This is a genomic window from Rhodoplanes tepidamans, from assembly GCF_030813915.1.
In the GTDB taxonomy this organism is placed as follows: domain Bacteria; phylum Pseudomonadota; class Alphaproteobacteria; order Rhizobiales; family Xanthobacteraceae; genus Rhodoplanes; species Rhodoplanes tepidamans.
In genome coordinates, this window is the sequence record NZ_JAUSUJ010000041.1 from 1 (window position 1) to 21,647 (window position 21,647).

The 21,647-nt window shown below is 72.0% G+C and carries 19 protein-coding genes; 11 read left to right on the plus strand and 8 right to left on the minus strand.

Features of this window, described 5'->3' with window-relative positions:
• Window positions 1-266: 266 nt before the first annotated feature.
• Window positions 267-1,166 carry a LysR family transcriptional regulator gene (locus J2S22_RS29585; protein WP_272780300.1) on the minus strand — a complete coding sequence of 300 codons (900 nt, stop codon included), beginning with the start codon at window positions 1,164-1,166 and terminating at the stop codon, window positions 267-269.
• Between the two features lie 275 nt (window positions 1,167-1,441).
• Between J2S22_RS29585 and J2S22_RS29590 the strand changes: the two genes are divergently transcribed.
• Genes J2S22_RS29590 through J2S22_RS29600 form a run of 3 tightly spaced genes read left to right on the plus strand, consistent with a single transcriptional unit; the run spans window position 1,442 to window position 4,447 of the window.
• Window positions 1,442-2,755 carry a CitMHS family transporter gene (locus J2S22_RS29590; RefSeq protein ID WP_272780299.1) on the plus strand — a complete coding sequence of 438 codons (1,314 nt, stop codon included), beginning with the start codon at window positions 1,442-1,444 and terminating at the stop codon, window positions 2,753-2,755.
• A gap of 28 nt (window positions 2,756-2,783) precedes the next feature.
• The gene (locus J2S22_RS29595) at window positions 2,784-4,124 is read left to right on the plus strand and encodes an acyclic terpene utilization AtuA family protein (protein ID WP_272780298.1); all 1,341 of its coding nucleotides are present in this window, start codon (window positions 2,784-2,786) and stop codon (window positions 4,122-4,124) included.
• Window positions 4,125-4,126: 2 nt separating this feature from the next.
• Window positions 4,127-4,447 (plus strand): AtuA-related protein, encoded by a 321-nt coding sequence (locus J2S22_RS29600; protein WP_272780297.1) that lies wholly within the window; start codon window positions 4,127-4,129, stop codon window positions 4,445-4,447.
• Between the two features lie 192 nt (window positions 4,448-4,639).
• On the opposite strand, the gene J2S22_RS29605 is transcribed toward J2S22_RS29600, so the two are convergent.
• A complete protein-coding gene (locus tag J2S22_RS29605) occupies window positions 4,640-6,469 on the minus strand; it encodes an ATP-binding protein (RefSeq protein ID WP_272780296.1) in 1,830 nt (609 codons plus the stop codon).
• Window positions 6,470-6,593: 124 nt separating this feature from the next.
• Window positions 6,594-8,057 (minus strand): flavin monoamine oxidase family protein, encoded by a 1,464-nt coding sequence (locus J2S22_RS29610; protein ID WP_272780295.1) that lies wholly within the window; start codon window positions 8,055-8,057, stop codon window positions 6,594-6,596.
• Window positions 8,058-8,321: 264 nt separating this feature from the next.
• Between J2S22_RS29610 and J2S22_RS29615 the strand changes: the two genes are divergently transcribed.
• Window positions 8,322-9,062 (plus strand): sulfate transporter family protein, encoded by a 741-nt coding sequence (locus tag J2S22_RS29615; RefSeq protein ID WP_272780294.1) that lies wholly within the window; start codon window positions 8,322-8,324, stop codon window positions 9,060-9,062.
• A 14-nt stretch (window positions 9,063-9,076) separates the two neighbouring features.
• Here J2S22_RS29615 and J2S22_RS29620 read toward each other — a convergent pair whose 3' ends face one another.
• Window positions 9,077-10,030, minus strand: a complete 954-nt coding sequence (locus J2S22_RS29620) for a methylenetetrahydrofolate reductase (protein ID WP_272780293.1) — start codon at window positions 10,028-10,030, stop codon at window positions 9,077-9,079.
• Window positions 10,031-10,076: 46 nt separating this feature from the next.
• Window positions 10,077-11,492 (minus strand): hypothetical protein, encoded by a 1,416-nt coding sequence (locus J2S22_RS29625; protein WP_272780292.1) that lies wholly within the window; start codon window positions 11,490-11,492, stop codon window positions 10,077-10,079.
• 278 nt (window positions 11,493-11,770) lie between these two features.
• Here J2S22_RS29625 and J2S22_RS29630 point away from each other — a divergent pair, with 278 nt between their 5' ends.
• Window positions 11,771-12,556 carry a hydroxypyruvate isomerase family protein gene (locus J2S22_RS29630; protein WP_272780291.1) on the plus strand — a complete coding sequence of 262 codons (786 nt, stop codon included), beginning with the start codon at window positions 11,771-11,773 and terminating at the stop codon, window positions 12,554-12,556.
• Window positions 12,557-12,692: 136 nt separating this feature from the next.
• Window positions 12,693-12,902 carry a hypothetical protein gene (locus tag J2S22_RS29635; RefSeq protein WP_272780290.1) on the plus strand — a complete coding sequence of 70 codons (210 nt, stop codon included), beginning with the start codon at window positions 12,693-12,695 and terminating at the stop codon, window positions 12,900-12,902.
• 9 nt (window positions 12,903-12,911) lie between these two features.
• Here the strand turns inward: J2S22_RS29635 and J2S22_RS29640 are convergent, their stop codons facing one another.
• Both J2S22_RS29640 and mbfA read right to left on the minus strand, forming a co-directional pair.
• A complete protein-coding gene (locus J2S22_RS29640) occupies window positions 12,912-13,820 on the minus strand; it encodes a metallophosphoesterase family protein (protein WP_272780289.1) in 909 nt (302 codons plus the stop codon).
• A 54-nt stretch (window positions 13,821-13,874) separates the two neighbouring features.
• Complete coding sequence (gene mbfA, locus J2S22_RS29645) at window positions 13,875-14,831, minus strand: iron exporter MbfA (RefSeq protein WP_272780288.1); 957 nt, start codon at window positions 14,829-14,831, stop codon at window positions 13,875-13,877.
• Between the two features lie 186 nt (window positions 14,832-15,017).
• Between mbfA and radC the strand changes: the two genes are divergently transcribed.
• The 4 genes from radC to J2S22_RS29665 all read left to right on the plus strand — a co-directional run bounded on the left by radC (window position 15,018) and on the right by J2S22_RS29665 (window position 19,002).
• A complete protein-coding gene (gene radC / locus J2S22_RS29650; RefSeq protein WP_272780287.1) occupies window positions 15,018-15,743 on the plus strand; it encodes a RadC family protein in 726 nt (241 codons plus the stop codon).
• Between the two features lie 249 nt (window positions 15,744-15,992).
• Window positions 15,993-16,664, plus strand: a complete 672-nt coding sequence (locus J2S22_RS29655; RefSeq protein WP_272780286.1) for a GntR family transcriptional regulator — start codon at window positions 15,993-15,995, stop codon at window positions 16,662-16,664.
• Window positions 16,665-16,687: 23 nt separating this feature from the next.
• Window positions 16,688-17,953: a dicarboxylate/amino acid:cation symporter gene (locus J2S22_RS29660; RefSeq protein WP_272780285.1), complete on the plus strand. Its 1,266-nt coding sequence runs from the start codon at window positions 16,688-16,690 to the stop codon at window positions 17,951-17,953.
• Entirely contained in the window at window positions 17,950-19,002 is a 1,053-nt protein-coding gene (locus tag J2S22_RS29665; protein WP_272780284.1) for a GntG family PLP-dependent aldolase, read from the plus strand. The genes J2S22_RS29660 and J2S22_RS29665 overlap by 4 nt, the downstream gene beginning before the upstream one ends.
• A 43-nt stretch (window positions 19,003-19,045) precedes the next feature.
• Here J2S22_RS29665 and J2S22_RS29670 read toward each other — a convergent pair whose 3' ends face one another.
• The gene (locus J2S22_RS29670; protein WP_272780283.1) at window positions 19,046-20,020 is read right to left on the minus strand and encodes a Bug family tripartite tricarboxylate transporter substrate binding protein; all 975 of its coding nucleotides are present in this window, start codon (window positions 20,018-20,020) and stop codon (window positions 19,046-19,048) included.
• A gap of 400 nt (window positions 20,021-20,420) precedes the next feature.
• On the opposite strand from J2S22_RS29670, the gene J2S22_RS29675 reads away from it, so the two are divergent.
• Complete coding sequence (locus J2S22_RS29675) at window positions 20,421-21,647, plus strand: efflux RND transporter periplasmic adaptor subunit (protein WP_272780282.1); 1,227 nt, start codon at window positions 20,421-20,423, stop codon at window positions 21,645-21,647.

Sequence of the window (21,647 nt, forward strand, 5' to 3'; positions counted from 1 at the left end):
CCTGACTCGCTCCGGGATCGGATTCGCCCGAAATTCCGCCGTCACCCGCGCGCAAATCCGCCTCGCGGCATGAAGTCGAGTTCTTGCCCTGCCTCCTCGTTTTTTTCACCTCTCCCCTGCGGGGAGAGGTCGACGCGCGAAGCGCGTCGGGTGAGGGGGGCCGAGCGATCCAACCGGCGTCGTAAACACTCACCCCGGTGCGCGCTGTCGCGGGCCCCGACCTCCTCCCCGAGGGAGAGGGTTCGGCCCAGCCTCGCCTCGGCGCCTCACCTCTCCAGCTTCTGCATGGCAGCGATGCACGCGTCGAGGAACGCCACCGAGGCGGGGGGCAGGGTGCGGCCCTTCTTCTTGACCAGCGCGATCGGCCGCACGAAGGCGGGGTCGTCGATCCCCTTGGAGCGCAGGCCGCGCTCCACCCGGACCTCGCGGGCCGAGCGCGGCAGCACGGTGACGCCGAGCCCGGCCCGCACCATGGCCACGGCCGACATCATGTAGGTGACCTCGCAGGCGAGCGTCGGCGTGTGGCCGACGCCGAGCAGTGCCGCGTCGATCACGTCGCGCAGGCTGGTGCCCGGATTGGTGAGGATCAGCGGCAGCTCGACCAGGTCGCGCACCCCGATCCGCCGCTTGCGGCCGATCGGGTGCGACTCCGGATAGACCAGGCAGAGCTGGTCGGTGGTCTGGTGCAGGACGTCGAGCTCGGCGTCCGCGACGGCGCCGCCGGTGAGGCCGAGATCGACCTCCTCGCTGCGCACCATGGCGACGACATGGCTGGCGATGGCGTCGCGCACCAGGAAGCCGAGGGCGGGATTGTCGCGCCGGCAGCTCATGATCACCTGCGGCAGCAGCGACGCCGCGAAGCTCGGCAGCGCCGCGATCCGCACCGTGCCGCGCCGCCCGGCACCGATCTCGCGGATGTCGCCGAGCGCGCCGTCGAGATCGCTCAGGGTGCGCTGCAGCACCGGCAGCAGCTCCAGGCCCACGCGGGTGATCTCCACGGCGCGGTTGGAGCGGTCGAGCAGCCGGACGCCGAGCGCCGCCTCGAGATTGCGGATCTGGACCGTGAGGGCCGGCTGCGACAGATGCAGCAGCGCCGCCGCCTTGGTGAAGCTGCGCGTCTGAACGATCGTCAGGAAGGCCCGGATCTGCCGCAAGGTGATGTCCATAAAGGTTCACTATCGCGGCGATAAACTAATTTCAATTGTCTTATCCACGCATGCGCCTATTGCTGGTGCTGCCCCCGAAGAAGCGACGTCGGCAGGTTCCGCCGCCAGACGCCCCGCGGGGCTGGCGCCTGGTCCTGCACAGCGAATTCCCACGGCGATCGCGCCGCGCCCGTCCCCCCCGGGACGCGGACCTCCGGTCGCACCCTCAGCAATCCGGATCGCGCGCGCGGTCGAGCCTCGCCCGCCCGCGGTCCGACGGACCCCAGGGTAGAACCATGCTCGCCTTGATCGGGCTTCTCGTCATTCTCATCGTGCTCGCCGGGATCCTCACCAAGAGGCTCTCGCCCATGGCCGCGCTGATCATCGTGCCGATGGCCGGTGCGCTGATCGCGGGCTTCTCGGTCGCCGACACCGGCAAGTTCGCCGTCAACGGCGTCAAGAGCATCGCCCCCGTCGTCGGCATGTTCGTGTTCGCGATCCTGTTCTTCGGCATCGTCAAGGATGCCGGCACGCTCGATCCGATCATCAACGGCATCCTCCGCGTCGTCGGCGTGCGGCCGTCCCGCATCGTGCTCGGCGCCGCCGTGCTCGCCGCGATCGTCCATCTCGACGGCTCCGGCGCCGTGACCTTCCTGGTGACGATCCCGGCGATGCTGCCGCTGTTCGATCGCCTCAAGATGGACAAGCGCATCCTCGCCTGCGTCGTCGCGATGGCGGCCGGCACGGCCAACATGCTGCCGTGGGGCGGCCCGACGCTGCGCGCCGCCACCTCGCTGCACGTGTCGATCGGCGAGCTGTTCATGCCGGTGCTGCCGGTACAGATCGTCGGCCTGCTGTTCGTGTTCGCGGTCGCATTCCTGCTCGGCCTGCGCGAGGAGAAGCGCCTCACCGCGGCCGGCGTCCTCGGCGGCGACATCGCCGTCTCCTACACCCGTCCGGAGCTCACCGAGGCCGAGCAGAAGCTGGTGCGGCCGAAGCTGTTCCTGGTCAACGTCGCGCTGGTGCTCGCCGTGCTGGCCGCGATGATCACCGAGGTGGCGCAGCCGGTCGTCTGCTTCATGGTCGGCACCGTGGTGGCGCTGCTGATCAACTATCCCGCCGTCAAGGACCAGCGCGAGCGCGTCGACGCCCACGCCAAGGCCGCCCTGATGATGGCCTCGATCCTGCTCGCCGCCGGCGTGTTCACGGGCATCATGAAGGACACCAAGATGCTGACCGAGATGGCGAAGTTCGCCGCCGGTCACGTCCCGACCGATCTCGCCCATCACATGCCGGTGGTGCTCGGCCTGATCTCGATGCCGCTGAGCATGCTGTTCGATCCGGACTCCTTCTACTTCGGCGTCCTGCCGGTCCTGGCCGAGGCCGGCGCCCAGCTCGGCGTGCCCGCCGTGCACATGGGCCAGGCCGCCATCATGGGCCAGATGACGCTCGGCTTCCCGGTCAGCCCGCTGACGCCCGCCACCTTCCTGCTCGTCGGCCTGTGCGGGATCGAACTCGGCGAGCATCAGAAATTCAGCTTCTTCTTCCTGTGGGCGGTGTCGGTCGTGATGACCATCACGGCCGTCGTGCTCGGCATCCTGCCGCTGTGAGCCCCGCCCGAACCGAAGGACACATGCCATGAGAACCATCAGGATCGGCTCGGGTGCCGGCTATTCCGGCGACCGCATCGAGCCCGCCGTCGAGCTCGCCGAGAAGGGCGGCATCGACTATCTGGTCTTCGAGTGCCTGGCCGAGCGGACCATCGCGCTCGCCCAGCAGGCCAAGATGAAGAATCCCGCGCTCGGCTACGATCCCCTGCTGGAGCCGCGGATGCGGGCCGTGCTCGCCACCTGCAAGGCCAAGGGCATCAAGATCGTCACCAACATGGGGGCGGCCAATCCCGAGGCCGGCGCCAAGAAGACCGCCGAGATCGCCAAGTCGCTCGGCCTCTCCGGCCTCAAGATCGCGGCCGTGTCGGGCGACGACGTGATCGAGGCGATCCGCGAGACGCCGCATCGCCTCGAGGAGACCGGCGGCTCGACCACGGATCTCGGCAACCGCATCGTCTCGGCCAACGCCTATTTCGGCGTGGCGCCGATCGTCGAGGCGTTGGCGCAGGGCGCCGACGTGGTGATCACCGGACGGGCCGCCGACCCGGCGCTGTTCATGGCGCCGCTGGTGCGCGAGTTCGGCTGGGCCCTGGACGACTGGGACAAGCTCGGCAAGGGCACGGTGGTCGGCCATCTGCTCGAATGCGCCGGCCAGGTGACGGGCGGCTACTTCGCCGATCCCGGCGTCAAGGACGTCGCCGGTCTCGGCCGGCTCGGCTTCCCGATCGGCGAGGTGTCGGAGGACGGCACCCTGGTCGTCACCAAGGTCGCCGGCTCGGGCGGCAAGGTGACACCCCAGACCGTCAAGGAGCAGCTCCTCTACGAGCTGCACGACCCGGCCAGGTACTTCCAGCCCGACGTGATCGCCGACTTCTCGCAGGTCGAGATCGAGGAGATCGGGCCGGACCGGGTGCGCGTCACCCACGGCACCGGCCGGGCCAAGACCGACACGCTGAAGGTGTCGGTCGGCTACATCGACAGCTATGTCGGCGAGGGCCAGATCTCCTATGCGGGCCCGGGCGCGGTGTCGCGCGGAAAGCTGGCGCTCGACATCGTGCGCGAGCGCCTCGCGCTCATGCAGGTGAAGACCAGCGAGCTGCGCTTCGACCTGATCGGCATCGACTCGCTGCACGGGCCGACCCGCGGCGCGACCGGGGCCGAGCCCTACGAGGTGCGCATCCGGGTCGCCGGCCGCACCGACACGCTCGCCGAGGCGGTGAAGATCGGCAACGAGGTCGAGACGCTCTACACCAACGGTCCCGCCGGCGGCGGCGGGGCCTTCAAGTCGGCCCGCGAGGTCGTGGCGGTGCAGTCCGTGCTGCTGCCGCGCCGGCTCGTCGGCTCGTCGGTCCGGATCCTGGAGGCGTGATCATGAAGCTGCGCGACCTCGCCCACTCCCGCACGGGAGACAAGGGCAACACCTCGAACATCTCGGTCATCGCCTACGATGCAAAAAGCTGGGACCGGCTCTGCCGCCACGTCACGGCCGAGCGCGTCAAGGCGCATTTCGCCGACGTCGTGAAGGGCGACGTCGTCCGCTACGAGCTTCCCCGGATCGCGGCGCTCAACTTCGTGATGTACGACGCGCTCGGCGGCGGCGTCACCCGCACGCTCGCCCTCGACGCCCACGGCAAGTCCCTGTCGTCGGCGTTGCTCGATCTCGAGATCCCGGACGACGAGTCGGCGGCGTAGTCCGCCCGTCCCTTCGAATGGGCGCTTGCACGGCGACCGATCCCCGCGTCGCCGCGCGGCACGCCCGAGGACCGCGACCGGCACCGGCCGGCTCCAGTGAGACGTTCGCCGCCATCTCGGGCGGACGTGGAGCCGGACCGTTCGTGCGAGGACCGGTCGCGGTCCGCGAGGGCCTCGATGCGAGCGACGGCGTCACCGCGTCCAGCCGCCCGTCCCGGGCGGCCGCGGCGCGGGACCGCCGGGAGCCGGGCCGCCGCCGAGCGGCTTCTTGAGAATCTTGAAACGGTCGGGGTCGAGCCCGTGGCTCGCCTGCAGCGCGGCGAGGTCGTCGACGCCGCCCGGCTCGTCCGCCCGCACCGTCGCGCCGGCCAGGGTGGCGCCGCGCCAGCGCTCCAGCACGGCGGCGACGAAGTCGTGGTCGGTGCCGTTCGCCGGATCGACCCTGGCGCTGCCGATCGCCTCGCTTTTCGGCAGCAGGTGGGCCGGCACCTCGCGGAAGCGCAGCCGGGTCGGCAGCGCGACGCCCTCCCCGAAGGCGAGCACCTCGCGGGTGCCGAGCGACGGCACGAAGCCGAGCAGGTTGGCGGCGGCGTCGGAGACCGCCGCGCGCAGCAGATCCTGGTCGCGGTCGTTCGCCATGCGCATCGCGAACAGGGTCGAGCACTGCGAGATGATGGTCGGGTCGAGCTCGGCCGGGCGCTGGGTGACGAGCGCCAGGTAGACGCCGTACTTGCGGCCCTCCTTGGCGATGCGCGACACCGCCTTGCGGGTCGGCCCGAAGCCGACCGAGCGGTCGGCCGAGGCGTAGCGGTGCGCCTCCTCGCAGACGAACAGCAGCGGCATGGCGCCGTCGCTCCACAGGCCGAAGTCGAACGCCATCCGGCACAGCACCGAGACCAGCGAGTCGATCACCTCGGCCGGGAAGCCGGCGAGCTGCATGATGGTCATCGGCCGGCCGTTCGGCGGCAGCCGGAACAGCGTCGCGATCACGTCCGCCATGGTGTCGCCGCCCACATTGGCGTTCTCGAACATGAAGGCGTAGCGCGGATCGTTGGCGACCGATTCGATGCGCTGGATCAGCTTGTGATAGACGATGCGCGAGTTGCGGTTCTCCAGCTTGCCCATGCGCTCGTCGATCAGCGCGATCAGGTCGGCGAGCCGGTAGGGCACCGGCGTGTCGGCCGTGAAGCCGGCGCTGCGCGGATCGAGCCGCTTGAGACCGGGCCGCTCGGCCCCGCCGGTGCGGTACTGCAGGTAGCTCACCTTGGCGATCGGGATCACCTCGGACAGAATCGCGATCTCCTCGTCGAGGCCGGGCCGGCCGCCGAAGAAGACGTCGACGATCTCCTCGAAGTTGAACAGCCAGAACGGCAGCTTGAGATTGCGCGGATTGAGGATGTGGGCGTGGTCGGGGAAGCAGCGGCCGTACTCGTTGTGGACATCGAGCAGGAAGACGCGGAGATCCGGCCGCCGGGCCAGCGTCTCCTGCAGGATCAGGGCGACGCCGCTCGACTTGCCGACGCCGGTCGAGCCGAGCACGGCGAAATGCTTGCTCAGCATGTCTTCGACATCGATCGCGGCCCGGATCGAGGGATCCTGCTGCAGGTGCCCGACGTCGATCGCGAGGCTGCCGCCGATGTCGTAGACGATGCGCAGCGCCTCGCTGTCGATCATCGCCACGGCGTCCCCGATGGTCGGGTAATGGTCGATGCCGCGCCGGAAGCGCGGCCGGCCTTGCGGATCGGGCGCGATCTCGCCCATCAGGTCGAGCTGCGCGACGGCCACGACGGTCTGGTCGTGCACGTAGGTGCGGGTCAGTCGCGTCACCTCGGTGACGACGCCGATCAGCTGGACGGTGCCGCTGCGCACGGTCATGAACCGGCCGACCGTCGCCCGCGTCGCGCCGATGTCCTGCTCGTGCAGGCCGACGGTCGCCTGCGAACCGCGCACCGAGACGACATGACCCAGGCCGGCCGCCGTCGCCGGCGCGCCGTGGTCCCGCCGCCGCTCTGCGTCCTGCATGTCGTGATGCCCCCGAAAATGGGCCGCGGGCGCGGCCTGCAATATCGGGACACACTACTGCCGCGGCGGCTGATGTTTGGTTAATACCGGAGGTAGCGCCGTCCAGGCCGGGACACCGGGCCGCTCAGAACGGCCAGCTCAGGCCGGAGGGGGCGGAGGGCCGCGACGGGGCGGCGCTCGGGGCGGGCTTGCGGCGCGGCCGCCGCGGCGTCTCGCGCGGCTCGCCCGCCGGGCGCGGCGTGGTGATCCAGCCGAACTTGCGCATCGCCGCCTCGGCGGCCCGCTCGCCGGACAGCCAGGCGCCGTTGACGGTGCCCCACTGGGTCTCGTGCACGGCCTCGCCGGCGAACCAGACACGGTCGCGCACCGGCTCGGACAGCGCGGCGCGCGATCCGTGGCCGCCGACGCCCGCCGCCGAGGCGGCGCCCATCGCCCACGGGTCCTGGTTCCAGCGGGTCGCGTGGGTGCGGCGGACCGCCTTCCGGATGTCGCTGCCGTAGAGCTTGGCGAGCCACTCCTGGGCGTAGTCGACCATGGCGGCCTCGCCCTGGGCGGAGAGGTCGCGGCCGAGCCTGCCGCCGAGCTGGATCATGCACAGCGGGCCGCCGGACACGTTGGCGAGCATCGCGGCGGTGCGCGGACCGTCGGCCTTCTCGTAGATCAGGTCGTCGCGCTGCGGGCCGAGCGGGCTGCCCTCGAGCTCCAGCACCACGTGGTCCTGGCTGCCGAGCGAGAGCCGCGAGAAGGCGTCGAGATGGCGTTTCGGCAGGTCGGGGTCGAAGCGGATCTTGCCCGCCGCCATCAGGTTGGTGGACGCCGTCACGATGGCGCCACGGGCCACCAGGGTGCCGCGCGTCGTCTCCACCTCGACCTTGCCGCGCACCCAGGTGTTGATCCGGGTGGCCGGGGTCGACAGCCGCACCGGCAGGCCACCGGCGAGCCGGGCCAGCAGCGTCCCGAGCCCCTCCCGGCAGTAGGCCGGGGTGTCGCGTTCGGCCGCCTTCGAGATTTCGACGACCGACAGCTCGCGCAGGTCCTTGCCGTAGGCCAGCGGGCCGAGCACGTATTCGACGGTGCTGCGCCAGTCGAGCAGGTCCTTGGGCAGCGCCTGCAGGCAGGCGATGTCGGTCTTGCCGCGTGCCGCCTCGGCGAACGCCCGGTTGGTGCGGACCAGCACCGACAGGAAGTCCTCCAGCTCGCTCTCGCGCCCGTAGCGCCGGCCGATGCGGAGCCGCTGGCCGGGCGGCGCCGCCGAGACGTCGAGCCCGGTGCCGGGCGCGAGCTTCGCCACCGGATTGATGTCGGCGCCCCACAGCCAGTGGGCGCCGCGGTCGAACGGCATGCCGAAGATTTTGGTGTCGGTGGCGCAGCGCCCGCCGATCCGGTCGCTCGCCTCGACGACCACGACGCGGCGGCCCGCCGCGGCGATCCGCCGCGCCGCCGCGATGCCGGCGGCGCCGGCGCCGACCACCACGATGTCGACGTCGCCGGACCCCTGCGCCAGCACCGGGAACGGCCGGGCGAGCGCGGCGGCGCCCATGCCGGCGCTGGCGCCGGCCAGGAACGTGCGGCGGTCGAGTGACGGCATGCGGGGTGGCCTCCCTCCCGGTCCAACTTGCCCCAAGGGGCGGCGCGCCGCAAACCCCGTTTGTGGACGGTCGTGGCGCCGGCCGCTCCGCAGCCTCCGTTGTCGCACGGGGGGCGGCGCCGGCGCCGCCCCCCGGCCCGATCGGAGCTTCCGGTCCGAAGCCCCGCTCTTGCCCCGGCGCGGCCGGGGCTCTACCTGAGGACGGCCGCGTTCGGCGGCGACTGCTCACAGGTGGGCCGCGGTCCGCAGCCCGAGGACGTGTCGATGTTCCGTGCCGCCTCGCTCGCCATCGCCCAGATGATGTCGCCGCCGTTCCGCTCGGTGCTGCTCAAGTCGGCCGGGCTCGCGCTGCTGCTGCTCGCCGTGCTGGTGGTCGGGCTCTATCAGCTGGTCGCCTGGCTGGGCGGCGAGGGCGGCACCTGGATCGAGACGTCGCTCGGCGCGGCCTGGCACAGCGCCGTGGTGGCACTGGGCTGGGTGCTGACGATCGCGCTCGGGGCCGGGCTGTTCGCCGGCGCGATCTTCCTGATGCCGTCGGTGACGTCGCTGGTGGCGAGCTTCTACGCCGACGACGTCGCCGCCGAGGTCGAGCGCGCGCACTACCCGGACGATCCGCCCGGCGTCGCCCCGCCGATCGGCTACGCGATCGTCGAGGGCCTGAAGACGGCGCTGCTGGCGCTGCTGATCTATCTGTGCGCGGTGCCGTTCCTGCTGATCGGCGGGCTCGGCGCCGTCGCCTTCTTCCTCGCCACGGCCTATCTGCTCGGCCGCGAGTACTTCCTCATCGCCGCGGTGCGCCAGCAGCCGATCGGCGACGCCAAGGCGCTGTGGCGCGACAACCGCACCCGGGTCGTCACGGCGGGCCTGCTGGTCGCCGCCTTCGTGCTGATCCCGATCGTCAACTTCGCGACGCCGCTGTTCGCCACCGCCTTCATGGTGCACGTCCACAAGCGCCTCTTCGCCGAGCGGCGGCGCGAGCTGATCGAGATGCCGCACGAAGGCTGAGCGCGGGCGCCCGCTCAGGGCGGCATCACCGCGAAACCGCCGCCGCCGTCGAGCGCGATGCGGCCGGCCGCCACGGCCGCGGCCCAGCGCACCGCCGCGGCGAGCCCGCCGAACGCATACAGATGCGGCGTCACCTCGCCGAACCCGCCGTCGCCGTCGGCGGCGCGCCGGCAGGCCGCGGCGACGCCGCGCACCACCCGGTCGGGCGCCGCCCTCCCCAGCATGTCGCGGGCGAGCCCGACATTGCGGGCGAGCCCCTGCGCCGAGGCCCGCACGCCGCAGATCTTCGCATAGCGCAGCAGCGCCGCCACCGAGGCCGGCCCGGCGAAGCCGACCCGGACCGGATGGTCGATGCCCTCGGCGCGCAGCCGCGCCAGCCAGCCGACGACCGGATCGGCCGCCACCGTGAACTGCGTCACGATGTGGGCGGCGAGTCCGGTCTCCCCGGCCGCCGCGAGCTTGGCGGCGAGCGCCCGCTCCAGCGCGATCGGCGCGAGGCGCGGATGGCCGTCCGGATAGCCGGCGATGCCGACCTCGCGGATGCCCAGGCTCTGCAGCAGGCCGCTCTCGATCAGCTCGACGGCGGCCCGGAACGGCCCGGCGGCCTCGCTCCGGTCGCCGCCGATCACCAGCACGCGCGACACGCCGGCGCGCTCGACCATGCGGCCGAGATGGTCGGAGAGCGCGGCGATGCTCGCGACGCTGCGCACCGCGAGATGCGGCACCGGCTCGAAGCCCGCCGCCCGCACCGCCTCGACGACGGCGCGCTGGTCGGCGAACGGCTTCGCCGGCAGCGCGCTCACATAGACCGGCGTGCCGGGGGCCGCGTGGGCGCGCAGCGCGCCGGCGTCGTCCGGCCCGAGCCGCGTCGTCTCGAATGTCGCCCGGGCCATGAAGGCGGCGATCGACACGATCGTCTCGTCCATCTCGCCGTCACGTCGCCGCAGCGCCGCCTGCATCTGCACCATGGCCTGTCCTTCTGGTCGCCGAAGCCCTTCCCGGACGTCGCCATCCTCACTGCCGCCGCCGCGAGATCACGTAGGACTCGTCGTGGAACCAGAGTCCGCCGTGCTGCTGCAGCACCTCGCGGGTGGCGTCGAGATAGCGGCCGTCGGCGACCACGGCGGCGAGGCGGTCGTCCTCCACCTGGGCGACGTAGACGGCGGCATTCCAGGCGGCGAACAGGGTCGAGGTGCCGATCGTGTCGGCGAGCTCGCCCGGCAGGGCGTGCATGTCGTAGCGGAACAGGGCGCGGTTGTCGGCGAAGGCGTTGAACACGAGGTCGCGCCCCTCCGGCCCGAGCTCCTCCTTCACGGCGCGCAGGATGTCGTGGCGGTCGTGCACGAAGGGATCGTCGCCCGGCCACACCCGCTGGACGATCTCCTGGCCGGGATCGTGGCCATAGGAGTGGATCGCGATCAGCCGTCCGCCGGGCCCGAGCGCGCGGGCGAGCGGCACGATCACGCGCCGCGCCTTGAAGGCGAGGGGCGCGCGCGCCCGGTAGGGCTGCGAAGCGATCACGAGGTCGTAGTCGGCGGCCGCCTCGCCGGGCCGCGGAATCACCCGGTCGAGCAGGAAGCGGTGGTCTTCGCGATAGATCACCAGCACGACCGGCCGGTCGAAGGCGGGCGTGCCGGTGCGCGGATCGATGCCGGCGTTCCAGTTCTCGGCCAGGAACGGCTCGAGGCCGGCGATCTGCTCCTCGAACCGGTGGGCCGAGTTGCCGGCCAGCGCGAGCTCGTGCCAGACCAGCCGGCCGTCGAGCGCCGGCGTGCGGGCGCCGAGCCACGGGGCGTCCGCATAGGCGAGATTGGTCAGCACCAGCACCTGGGCTGGATGCTCGAACAGACGATCGGGCATCTTCTGCAGCGTGAGCCGGACGTCCTCGAGGCTGATCTCCTTGCCGACCACGAAGAACGGCATGGTCGGGAAGCGGTCGTGCATGGCGCGCATCACCCGGGCCAGCACGGTGCCGTCGCCGACGCCGGCGTCGAACAGCCGCATGGCGGGCGGGCGCGGCGCGAGGCCGGCGAGCTCCAGCGCGACGCGCTGCGCGACCACGCGCTTCTCGCTGCACGTATGGACGAACAGCAGGTATTTCTGGCGGTTGTCGAAGAAGCGGAAGTGCCGCTGCGGGCTCGCCTCGCTCGGCACGGCGCGCGGCGGCAGCGGCATGCGGGCCACGGCGCCGTTGCCGCGCACGGTGCCGTTGGCGCGCAGCAGCAGGCCGGCGCGCAGGTCGGGCGGCACCCGGTTCGCCTGCATGAAGGAGCGGATGCGGTCGAGCGTCTCGGTGGTGATGCGGCCGCCGTTGCGCAGGCGCGCGGCGAGCTTGCCGTCGTTGACGGCGCGCCGGCCGAAGGTCGATTCGGCCAGCCCCGTCTCCCGGCAATAGGCGGAGATCTCCTGGAGCAGCTCCTGGGCGTTCATCGGCGCATCCTCCGGGCCGCCGACCACGTCTGACGCGCGGATTTGCAGCCCTGACATATTCGACCGTCGCCGATTCGGTGGGTCAACCCCAAAGTGGCCCGGCGCAGCGGTGGGACGGCGGTGGGCGGATCACGTTCGCGTTGCCGGCGCCGGCGCGGGCGCCCGACGGGCCGCCGGCGCGGCAGCGCTGCTGCGCTGCGCAATTTCCGTCCCGCGACGAAATGGTTGCGCTTCGCGGCGCGGCGTCGGATAGGACGCCGCGTTCGCCGGAGGTCCCGATGCCGCGCCTCGCCGCCAATCTCGCCTATCTGTTCGCCGACCGTCCGCCGCTCGACCGCTTCGCCGCCGCCGCCGCGGTGGGCTTCCGGGCCGTCGAGCTGCAGTACCCTTACGACCAGGATCCGGCCGCCATGCGGGCCGAGATCGTCCGCAGCGATCTGATCATGCTGGGCGTCAACACGGCGCCGCTGCCCGACGCGCCGTCCGGCATCGCCGGAGTGCCGGGCCGCGAGGCGGAGTTCGCGGCGCTGTTCGAGCGGGCGCTGGCGCTCGCCGTGGCGCTCGGCGGCCGTGCGATCCACTGCCTCGCCGGCGTCGTCCCCGAGGCGCAGCGCGAGGCCGGCGAGGCGACCTTCGTGACAAACCTGAAGCACGCCGCCGACCGTGCCGCACCGCACGGTCTCACGGTCCTGATCGAGCCGCTCAACACGGTCGACCGACCCGGCTATCTGCTCGACCGCGCCGAGCAGGCGGCCGCGATCCTGGCCCGCGTCGAGCGCGCCAACGTGAAGATGCAGTTCGACCTCTATCACCAGCAGATCATGGGCGGCGACCTGCTGCGGCGGTTCGAGCGCCACCTGCCGCTGATCGGCCACGTCCAGATCGCCGCGGTGCCGAGCCGGGCCGAGCCCGACGAGGGCGAGGTGAACCACGCGGTCGTGCTCGCCGCCCTCGACCGGCTCGGCTACGCCGGCTTCGTCGGCTGCGAGTATCTGCCGCGCGGCCGCACCGAGGACGGGCTCGGCTGGGCCGCCCCCTGGGGCATCGGCGTGCGCGTGTCCTGACCGCGCCGCACAACGCGTTTCGTCGCATTCGACGCGATTGTCGGCAATTCCTTAAAGACTTCTCAAGGGACGGGGCGCACGCTTTCCGTCCGGTCGATTCCGTCCGGATGACACAGCCAGGACGCGAGAGGGCATCATGTTGAGCTCTCGCAAGACCCGCTTCCAGTGGAGCAAGCAGGACCGCGGCAGCGACGTGTCGCTCTTCCGATCCATGTCGCAGCGCTGGAAGCCGACCGTCCACCACCACGATCCCGACCTGACCGACGCGATCAAGAGCCCGCCGCCGCCGACCGAGCCGCGGCCCGCGGAGACGCCGGGCTGGACGCCGTGGCTGTGGGTGGACTGAGCGGCGCCGTCAGTCGGGCGGCAGCAGGCGTTTTCGCGCGAGCTCGGTGATCGCCGTCGCCCCGGGAGCGAACCCGCGGGTCACCGCCTCGCAGGCGAAGGCGCCGGGCGCTCCGTCGATCCGGTAGAGATTGTAGGCGGCGGGCTGATGGTGCCCGTCCGGCGAGGCCGAGGCGGACGGCAGGCCGACGGCCGGGATCCGCGACGACGGGCCGTCCAGCCAGGCGAGCGCATGGACGTGGTCGTGGCCGTGCAGAACCAGCTCGGCGCCGCGGCGCGCCAGCACGGCCCGGAACGCGTCGGCGTCGACCAGCCGCTTGGCCCGGCTCGCCGGCGTCCGGTAGGGCGGATGGTGCAGCATCACGACCCGGAACAGGCCCTCGTCGGCGAGCTGCGCCAGCCGCGCGTCGAGCCGGGCGAGCTGGTCCTGCCCGAGCAGGCCGGTCGCCAGGAAGGCCGGGGTCGGCACCGCGCTGGACAGGCCGACAAGCGCGACCGGCCCGCGCCGCCGCACATAGGGGAAGCGTGGATCGGTGTCGTTGCGGGCCTCGCGGTCGCCCTTCATCCAGGCGTCCCAGTGCCGGTCCCACTGGGCCATAGCGGTGCGCACATAGGCGTCGTGGTTGCCCGGGATGAAGCTGACGTCCTCGGGCGGGCCGAGCGCCGCCAGCCAGTCGCCGGTGGCGGCGAACTCGCCCGGCAGCGCGATGTTGACGAGGTCACCGGTCACGGCGGTGTGGTCGGGCTTCTGCGCCGCGAGGTCGGCGATCAGGTCGGACAGGATCTCGACCCGGTGATGGCGGCGCCGGTTGCGCCGCCAGTTGAGCCAGCCGACCACCCGCTTGGACAGGAGCTCGCGCAGCCGCGGGCGCGGCAGCGGGCCGATATGCGGGTCGGTGAGATGGGCCAGGACGTACATGCGGCGCCCTTATAGCAAAGGGCGCCGCGCCGTCATCCGCGGCGTCCGGCGCCGTCACGCGCTGCCGATCAGGATTCCGGCGAGGAACACCAGCACGCCGCCCAGCACCACCTGGAAGGTGGCGGAGAGGAACGGCGTGTCCATGTAGCGCCAGCGGATCCACGAGATCGCCGCGAGCTCCAGCACCACCACGGCGAAGGCCACCACGGTGGCGACCCAGAAATGCGGGATCAGGTAGGGCAGGGTGTGGCCGAGCCCGCCGAGCGTCGTCATCAGGCCGCAGACGCCGCCGCGCAGCCACGGCGAGCCGCGGCCGGTGAGCGAGCCGTCGTCGGACAGCGCCTCGGCGAAGCCCATCGAGATGCCGGCGCCGATCGACGCCGCCATGCCGACCAGGAAGGTCGCCCAGGTGTCGTGGGTCGCGAAGGCGGCGGCGAACAGCGGCGCCAGGGTCGACACCGAGCCGTCCATCAGGCCGGCGAGGCCGGGCTGGACGTATTGCAGCACGAACATGCGCCGCGCCGTGGCGTCCTCCTCGGCCCGCACGTCGGCGGTGAGCAGTTCGCCCTCCAGCCGCTCGGCCATGGCCTCGTGCCTGTCCTCGGCCTCGGCGAGCCGGTCGAGCAGCTGGCGGATCGAGGCGTCGCGGCTCGCCGCGGCGGCGCGGCGATAGAACCGCGCGATCTCGTACTCCATCGTCTCGGCGTATTTGCGGACCTCGTCGAGGCCGAGCGGCCGGACCAGCCACAGCGGCTTGTGGCGGACGAAGCCCTTCACGTCCTGGCGGCGGAGCAGCGGGATGTAGTCGCCGAACTTCTCGCGGTAGAGATCGAACAGCCAGCTGCGATGGCGGATCTCCTCGTCCGCCATGGCATCGAGCACGGCGGCGGATTTGGGGTATTGTGCCCGCAGGCCCTCGGCGAAGCCGCGATAGATCCGGCTGTCCTCCTCCTCGGTGCTGATGGCGAGCGCGAGCACCTCCTGCTCGGTGAGGTCGGCGAAGCGTTTCATGGGGGCTGCCTCCGCGGATTTCTTTAGAATAGTTCTAAAGTAAAACGCGCCCGATGCAAGCGGGCCGGCCCCGCGGCGGCCGCGGGGCCGCCATGCCCACAACCATCCGGTGCAGGTCGATTGCCAACACGCCGACGAGTCGGCCATTCTGGACCGGCGGCGAGGTCGGCGGACCCGGTGTGGACCATGGCGGACGACGAGCATTCCGGCGACCGGGTCGGGGTCGGGCTGGCGGAGGCGGGTCCCCATTACCACGGCCATCGCGACCGCCTGCGGGCCCGGTTCCGCGAGGCCGGCAGCGACGCCCTCACCGACTACGAGCTGCTCGAGCTGGTGTTGTTCCGGGCGCTGCCGCGCCGCGACGTGAAGCCGCTCGCCAAGGCGCTGGTCGCCCGCTTCGGGTCGTTCGCCGAGGCGATCGCGGCGCCGCCGCAGCGGCTGGCCGAGGTGCCCGGCCTCGGCGACGCCGCCGTCACCGAGCTCAAGATCGTCCAGGCCGCCGCCCAGCGCATCACCCGCGGCGAGGTCAAGCGCCGCACCGTGCTGTCGTCGTGGTCGGCCGTGCTGGACTACTGCCGCACCACGATGGCGTTCGCCGACCGGGAGCAGTTCCGCGTCCTGTTCCTCGACAAGCGCAACCAGCTGATCGCCGACGAGGTGCAGCAGATCGGCACCGTCGACCACACGCCGGTCTATCCGCGCGAGGTGGTGAAGCGGGCCCTGGAGCTGTCCGCCACCGCCGTCATCCTGGTGCACAACCACCCGTCCGGCGACCCGACCCCGTCGCGCGCCGACATCCAGATGACCCAGGCGATCCTCGACGTGGCGAAGCCGCTGGGCATCGCCGTGCACGACCACATCATCGTCGGCAAGGACGGCCACGCGAGCTTCAAGGGCCTGCGGCTGATCTGATCCGCCGACCGACGAGGCGACCGCGCGGGCCGGCCGGCGCGCTGGCGGCACCGATCTCCTCCACCCGACCGGAGTTTCTTCGGGAGCGCGGCTCCGGTGCGCCGCCTCGGCCTCGGCCGGTCACCGAAGGTCGCCGGCGATGCCCGTCCGGAGCCCTCCGGCCCCGCCTCCCGATCGCCGCCCGGGTGACACAGAATTGACACGCCACTGGCATGCCAGTTAAATCCCATCATGGGGACCCCTCGGACCTTGCGCCGTGACGACGCCTACGGGCGCATTCGCGATCTCGTCGTGCACCGTGCCCTCGAACCGGAGGCGCCGCTGTCGGAGCGCGGGCTCGCCGAGACGCTCGGCCTCGGCCGCACCCCGGTCCGCGAGGCGCTGCGAGCGCTCGTCCGCGACGGCCTGCTGGTCGTGCATCCGATGCGCGGCACCTTCGTGCGCCAGCTCTCCTTCGAGGACCTGCGGGAGATCCACGAGATGCGGCTCGGTCTCGAGGGGCTGGCGGCGTATCTGGCGGCGTGCCGCGGGCCGACCCCGGAGCTCGACCGCTGCACGGAGGCGCTGCGCTGCTTCGACGGCGTCGCGGACCTCGACGTGCTCCAGGCCCAGGAGGCCGGCTGGGCGTTCCACGAGGCGCTGTTCCGGGCCGCCGACAACAGCCGGCTGACCGCCGCCTACGAGGCGTTGCGGGCCCAGAGCGGCCTCGCCCTGCGGCAGATGCCGCGCTACAGCGCCGACCGCACCCGCGCCGCGGTCCGTGAGCATCTCGACATCTACGCCGCCGTGGCGGCGCGCGACCCGGACGTCGCGCAGCAGCGGATGTGGCGGCATCTGGCGGTGGCGTTCGACGCCCGCCTGCAGGCCCTCGGCGTGCCGGTCCGGCCGCAGCCCATCCGGTCGGACAGCCCGCAACCGTAGCGATCGCGACGAAAGGTCGGTCCATGAGCGCACGCTCTCACCTCCTCAACCCCCTCCGCTGGCCGCTCGCGATCCAGATGCTGGTCGGCCTGGTGCTCGGCCTCACCGCCGGCATGCTGTGGCCGGACTTCAGCGTGGCGCTCCGCCCGCTCGGCACCGCCTTCGTCGAGGCGATCAAGATGATCGTCATCCCGGTCGTGTTCGCGACCGTGACGCTCGGCATCTACCGCATGGGCCGGGAGATGCGCGCGCTGGGCCGCGTCGCGGTGATCTGCTTCGCCTATTTCTACCTGGCGACCGTGGTGTCGATCCTGATCGGCCTCGGCCTCAACGCCCTCTTCCATCCCGGCGCCGGCGCCTCGCTGGCGGCGACCGGCAAGATCCCGGCGAATCTCGCCGTGTCGGTCGACTGGGTGAAGTTCTTCATGGACATGATCCCGTCCAACGTGCTGGCCGCCATGGCCCAGCAGAAGGTGCTGCCGACCCTGGTGTTCTCGATCCTGTTCGGGCTGGCACTGGCGACCCTCGGCGAGGTCGGAAAGCCCGTCGTCGCGCTGCTCGAGGCCGTGATGCTGGCGATGTTCAAGATCACCCGGTGGATCACGGCCACGGCGCCGGTCGCGATCTTCGCCATCGTGGCCTGGCTGTTCGCCTCGCAGGGGCTCGCCACCGTCACGGCGCTCGCGAAGCTGGTGCTCGTGATGTATCTCGGCCTCGTCGTGCTGGTGCTGGTGTTCTGGCTGATCCTCGCGGCCATCGGCGAGAGGCCGATCGCCGTCACCCGCGCCATCATGGAGCCGGTGATCCTCGGCTTCTCGACCCGCTCCTCCGAGGTGACGCTGCCGGTCCACATGGAGAAGCTGCGCGCCATGGGCGTGCCCGACCGCATCACCGGCGTCGTGCTGCCGCTCGGCTACGCCTTCAACCGCGACGGCTCGATCATGTATTTCGCGCTGGCCGTCACGTTCCTGGCCGAGGCCTACGGCGTGGAGCTGACCGGGGCCGCGCTGTTCACCATCCTCATGGTGACGACCATCGCGAGCAAGGGCAGCGCCAACGTGCCGTCCGGCGGCCTGGTCGCCGTCGCCATGGTGCTGACCGCGATCGGCCTGCCGGTCGAGGCGCTCGCCGTCATCGCCGGCGTCGACGCCTTCCTCGACATGGGCCGCACCGCCGTCAACGTGTTCGGCAACACGGTCGCCGTGAAGCTGGTGCAGCGCTACGCCGCGCAGGCGGGCGGGGAGCAGGCCGTCGGCGTGCCGGTCGCCGCCGGGGCGGGCGAGGCATGAGCGGCGCGCACGACGCCGGCGCCGATCCGATCGATCTGCGCAGCGACACGGTCACCCGGCCGACCGCCGCGATGCTGGAGGCGATGCGCACCGCGCCGCTCGGCGACGACAGCCGCGACGGCGATCCGACCGTGGTCCGCCTCGAACGCCTCGCCGCCGCGAAGGTCGGCAAGGCGGCGGCCCTGTTCCTGCCGAGCGGCACGATGGGCAACCTGATCGCCGTGCTGGCTCATGTGACGCGCGGGTCGGACGTGCTGGTCGATCCGCTCGCCCATCTGGTCGGCTCCGAGATGGCCGGGCTGGTCGGCGTCGCCGGCGTGGCGCCGCGCCCGGTGGCGAGCCGCGCCGGCCGCTACGACCTCGCCGCGCTGGAGCAGGCGCTCGCGACGCCCCCGTCCGGGCGGGTCGGAGCCGGCCTCGTGTGGCTCGAGTCGAGCCACAACGGGGCGGGCGGCCGCATCCTGCCGGTCGACCACATCGGCGAGGTGTGCCGGCTGGCGCGGCTGCGCGGCGTGCCGGTCCATCTCGACGGGGCGCGGCTGTTCAACGCGGCCGTCGCGCTCGGCATCGGCGCCGACGTGATCGCCGCCCCGGTCGATTCGGTGATGGTCTGCGTCTCCAAGGGACTCGCCGCGCCGGTCGGCAGCCTGCTGGCCGGGTCGGCCGAGCTGATCGTCCGGGCCCGGGCGCTGCGCCGCATGCTCGGCGGCGCGATGCGCCAGGCCGGCGTGATCGCGGCGGCCGGCATCGTCGCCCTGGAGACCATGGTGGAGCGCCTCGCCGACGACCACGCGGTGGCACGCCGGCTCGCGACCGGCCTGGCGGCGCTCGACCCGACGCTCCTCGATCCGGCCACGGTCGAGACCAACATCCTGCGGCTCGACGTGTCCCGCACCGGCCGCAGCGCGTCGGCCTGGGCGAGCGCGCTGGACGCGGCCGGCATCCGGGTGCAGGCGAGCGGCGCGTCGCAGCTGCGCATGGTCACCCATCGCCATGTCGACATGGCGGCGGCCGACCGGGTCGTCGCCGCCGCCGCCGCCGTGGCGTGAAGCGGGCGGCGCACCGCGCCGGCCCGTTCAGGCGGACATCGGCTCACTCCTGCCTGAGGCCGAACTCCTCGACGAGACGCTTCTGGGCGGCGATCTCGGCCATCGCGTAGGCCCGGTAGGCCTCGCTGTCGAGATACCAGGGCTCCTGGTCGAGCTTCTCCATGGTGGCCCGGAAGGCCGGATCGTCCATGCCCTTGCGCAGCGCGTCGTGCAGCGTCCTGATCACGGCGGGATCGAGAGCCCTGGGCCCGGCCAGCCCGTAGGGCGACGTCGCCACCATGTCGAACCCGGACTCCTTCAGGGTCGGCACGCTCGGCCAGCGTCTGGTCCGGGCGGCCCCGAATGTGACGAGCAGCCGCAGCTGGCCGGCGTCCACCTGCGGGGCCCAGACGGTGACGTCGGCGACGGCGTCGATGTGGCCGCCGAGCAGCGCGTTGATGCTCTCGTTGCCGCCCTTGTAGGGCACGTGCAGCCAGTCGATGCCGAAACGCCTGCCGATCTGCAGCATGGCGACGTGCTGGGTGGAGGTCGGTCCGTTGGTCCCGTAGCTGATCTTTCCGGGATGGGCCTTGGCGTAGCTGATCAGATCCTGGAACGTCCGGAACGGCGAGTCGGCCCGCACCACGATTCCGTAGACGTAGCCGGTGACGCCGACGATGAAGCTGAAGTCCTTGGCCGGGTCGTAGAGGGTGCGGCGCAGGAACGGCGCCCGGAACACGGTCAGCGGGACCTGCACGATGCTGTAGCCGTCCGGCTGCGCCGAGGTCGCGATCTGCTGCGAGGCCAGCACGCCGGCGGCGCCCGGCCGGTTCTCCACCACGATCGGCTGGCCGAGATGCTTCTCGGTCGCGGAGGCCAGCGTGCGCAGGGTGAGGTCGGTCGCGGTGCCGGCCGGATAGGACACGTACAGCGTCACCGGCCGGGTCGGATACGCTTGCGCGCCGGCGCTCCGCGGAAGGGCGGAGAACGACACGGCGCCCGCGGCGAGACTGAGAACCTGACGGCGTTGCAGCTTCACGGCTGTCTCCCTGATGGAACGGCGGGCGGCGCGCCGCGGCGGCTGCGCGGTCCCGGCTCGGGCGATGACGCTCGTCGGCGTCGCGGCGGATGCCGACCGGAGCAGGTTGCATGTGCGGGACGATGATCGCGCGGGCGCGGCCGGAGCGAACATTCCTTCGCGACCCGGGGGGATGAGAAAAAGATATGCCGCGGCGACTGCGGGCCGCCGCCACGGCCCGATTGTTTCCAACTTTGTCGTTTTTTTCCAGTGTGTTGCAAAGGTAAAGTCGCGGCGCGCGAATTGACGGCGGGGGGCCGGTCCGACTACATGGCCGCGTGCGTCTCTGTCCGGGTCTCTCTGCCGTGTGCGTCTGGCTGCCGCGAACCGATTCCGTCTCTCCGTCGCGGTTGCGCGCGCGATGACCCGCCGCTCCCGCGCCGTCGCGATCGCGGCCGTGCTCGCCCTCGCCGGCGGGGCCGCCTGGGCCGTCCGGGCCGCCCTGACGCCGGCCCCGCTCGCCGACGTGATGACGGCGACCGTGACGACGGGCGACATCGAGGAGACCGTGCTGGCGAGCGGCACGCTCAAGCCGGTCAAGCTCGTCGCCGTCGGCGCCCAGGCGTCGGGCCGCATCGTGGCGCTGAAGGCGAAGCTCGGGGACCGTGTCGCGAAAGGCGACCTGATCGCCGAGATCGATTCGCTCACCCAGCAGAACACGCTGCGCACCGCCGTCGCCTCGCTCGACGACAAGCGCGCCCAGCGCACCGAGAAGGAGGCGACGCTCGCCAATGCCGAGGCGACACTGGCGCGCCACCAGCTCACCTTCGCCCAGAAGGCGTCCTCGCGGGCCGACTACGACACCGCCGAGACCACGGTGAAGACGACGCGCGCCCAGATCGCCCAGCTCGACGCCCAGATCGTCGAGGCCGAGGTGGAGGTGGAGACGGCGCGGGTCAATCTCGGCTACACGCGCATCACCGCGCCGATCGACGGCACCGTGCTGGCGATCGTCGCCCAGGAAGGCCAGACGGTGAACGCCGTGCAGTCGGCGCCGACCATCGTGGTGCTCGGCCAGCTCGACACGATGACGGTGCGGGCCGAGATCTCGGAGGCCGACATCGTCAAGGTGCGGCCCGGCCAGGACGTCTGGTTCACCATCATGGGCGAGCCCGAGCGGCGATTCCACGCCACCCTGCAGTCGATCGAGCCGGCCCCCGAGTCGATCAAGAGCGATTCGAGCTTCTCGACCTCGACCAGCTCCTCCAGCGCGACGAGCTCGTCGTCGTCCTCGTCCACCAGCTCGGCGATCTACTACATCGGCGTGTTCGACGTGCCCAACCCCGACGGTCGGCTGCGCACCTACATGACGGCGCAGGTCCGCATCGTGCTCGGCGCCGCGGCCGGCGTGCCGCTGGTGCCCGCCGCGGCGCTCGGCCCGAAGAACCCGGACGGCACCCGGAGCGTGCAGGTCGTCGGTCCGGACGGGGCGATCGAGATCCGCCCCGTGACGGTCGGCCTCGACAACAAGGCGACGGCGGAGGTCCGCTCCGGGCTGCGCGCGGGCGAGCGGGTCGTCACGGGTCGCCGCAGCAGCGAGGCGGCCGGCCAGACCCGCATGGGCCCGCCGCCCCCGATGGGGTTCTGA

Coding starts and splice junctions, on each gene's coding strand:
- J2S22_RS29665 (WP_272780284.1), top strand. CDS start 17,950: ATGAGCGGCGCGCACGACGCCGGCGCCGATCCGATCGATCTGCGCAGC.
- J2S22_RS29585 (WP_272780300.1), bottom strand. CDS start 1,166: ATGGACATCACCTTGCGGCAGATCCGGGCCTTCCTGACGATCGTTCAG.
- J2S22_RS29590 (WP_272780299.1), top strand. CDS start 1,442: ATGCTCGCCTTGATCGGGCTTCTCGTCATTCTCATCGTGCTCGCCGGG.
- mbfA (WP_272780288.1), bottom strand. CDS start 14,831: ATGAAACGCTTCGCCGACCTCACCGAGCAGGAGGTGCTCGCGCTCGCC.
- J2S22_RS29675 (WP_272780282.1), top strand. CDS start 20,421: ATGACCCGCCGCTCCCGCGCCGTCGCGATCGCGGCCGTGCTCGCCCTC.
- J2S22_RS29660 (WP_272780285.1), top strand. CDS start 16,688: ATGAGCGCACGCTCTCACCTCCTCAACCCCCTCCGCTGGCCGCTCGCG.
- J2S22_RS29595 (WP_272780298.1), top strand. CDS start 2,784: ATGAGAACCATCAGGATCGGCTCGGGTGCCGGCTATTCCGGCGACCGC.
- J2S22_RS29625 (WP_272780292.1), bottom strand. CDS start 11,492: ATGAACGCCCAGGAGCTGCTCCAGGAGATCTCCGCCTATTGCCGGGAG.
- J2S22_RS29640 (WP_272780289.1), bottom strand. CDS start 13,820: ATGTACGTCCTGGCCCATCTCACCGACCCGCATATCGGCCCGCTGCCG.
- J2S22_RS29630 (WP_272780291.1), top strand. CDS start 11,771: ATGCCGCGCCTCGCCGCCAATCTCGCCTATCTGTTCGCCGACCGTCCG.
- J2S22_RS29605 (WP_272780296.1), bottom strand. CDS start 6,469: ATGCAGGACGCAGAGCGGCGGCGGGACCACGGCGCGCCGGCGACGGCG.
- J2S22_RS29600 (WP_272780297.1), top strand. CDS start 4,127: ATGAAGCTGCGCGACCTCGCCCACTCCCGCACGGGAGACAAGGGCAAC.
- radC (WP_272780287.1), top strand. CDS start 15,018: ATGGCGGACGACGAGCATTCCGGCGACCGGGTCGGGGTCGGGCTGGCG.
- J2S22_RS29635 (WP_272780290.1), top strand. CDS start 12,693: ATGTTGAGCTCTCGCAAGACCCGCTTCCAGTGGAGCAAGCAGGACCGC.
- J2S22_RS29615 (WP_272780294.1), top strand. CDS start 8,322: ATGTTCCGTGCCGCCTCGCTCGCCATCGCCCAGATGATGTCGCCGCCG.
- J2S22_RS29610 (WP_272780295.1), bottom strand. CDS start 8,057: ATGCCGTCACTCGACCGCCGCACGTTCCTGGCCGGCGCCAGCGCCGGC.
- J2S22_RS29620 (WP_272780293.1), bottom strand. CDS start 10,030: ATGGTGCAGATGCAGGCGGCGCTGCGGCGACGTGACGGCGAGATGGAC.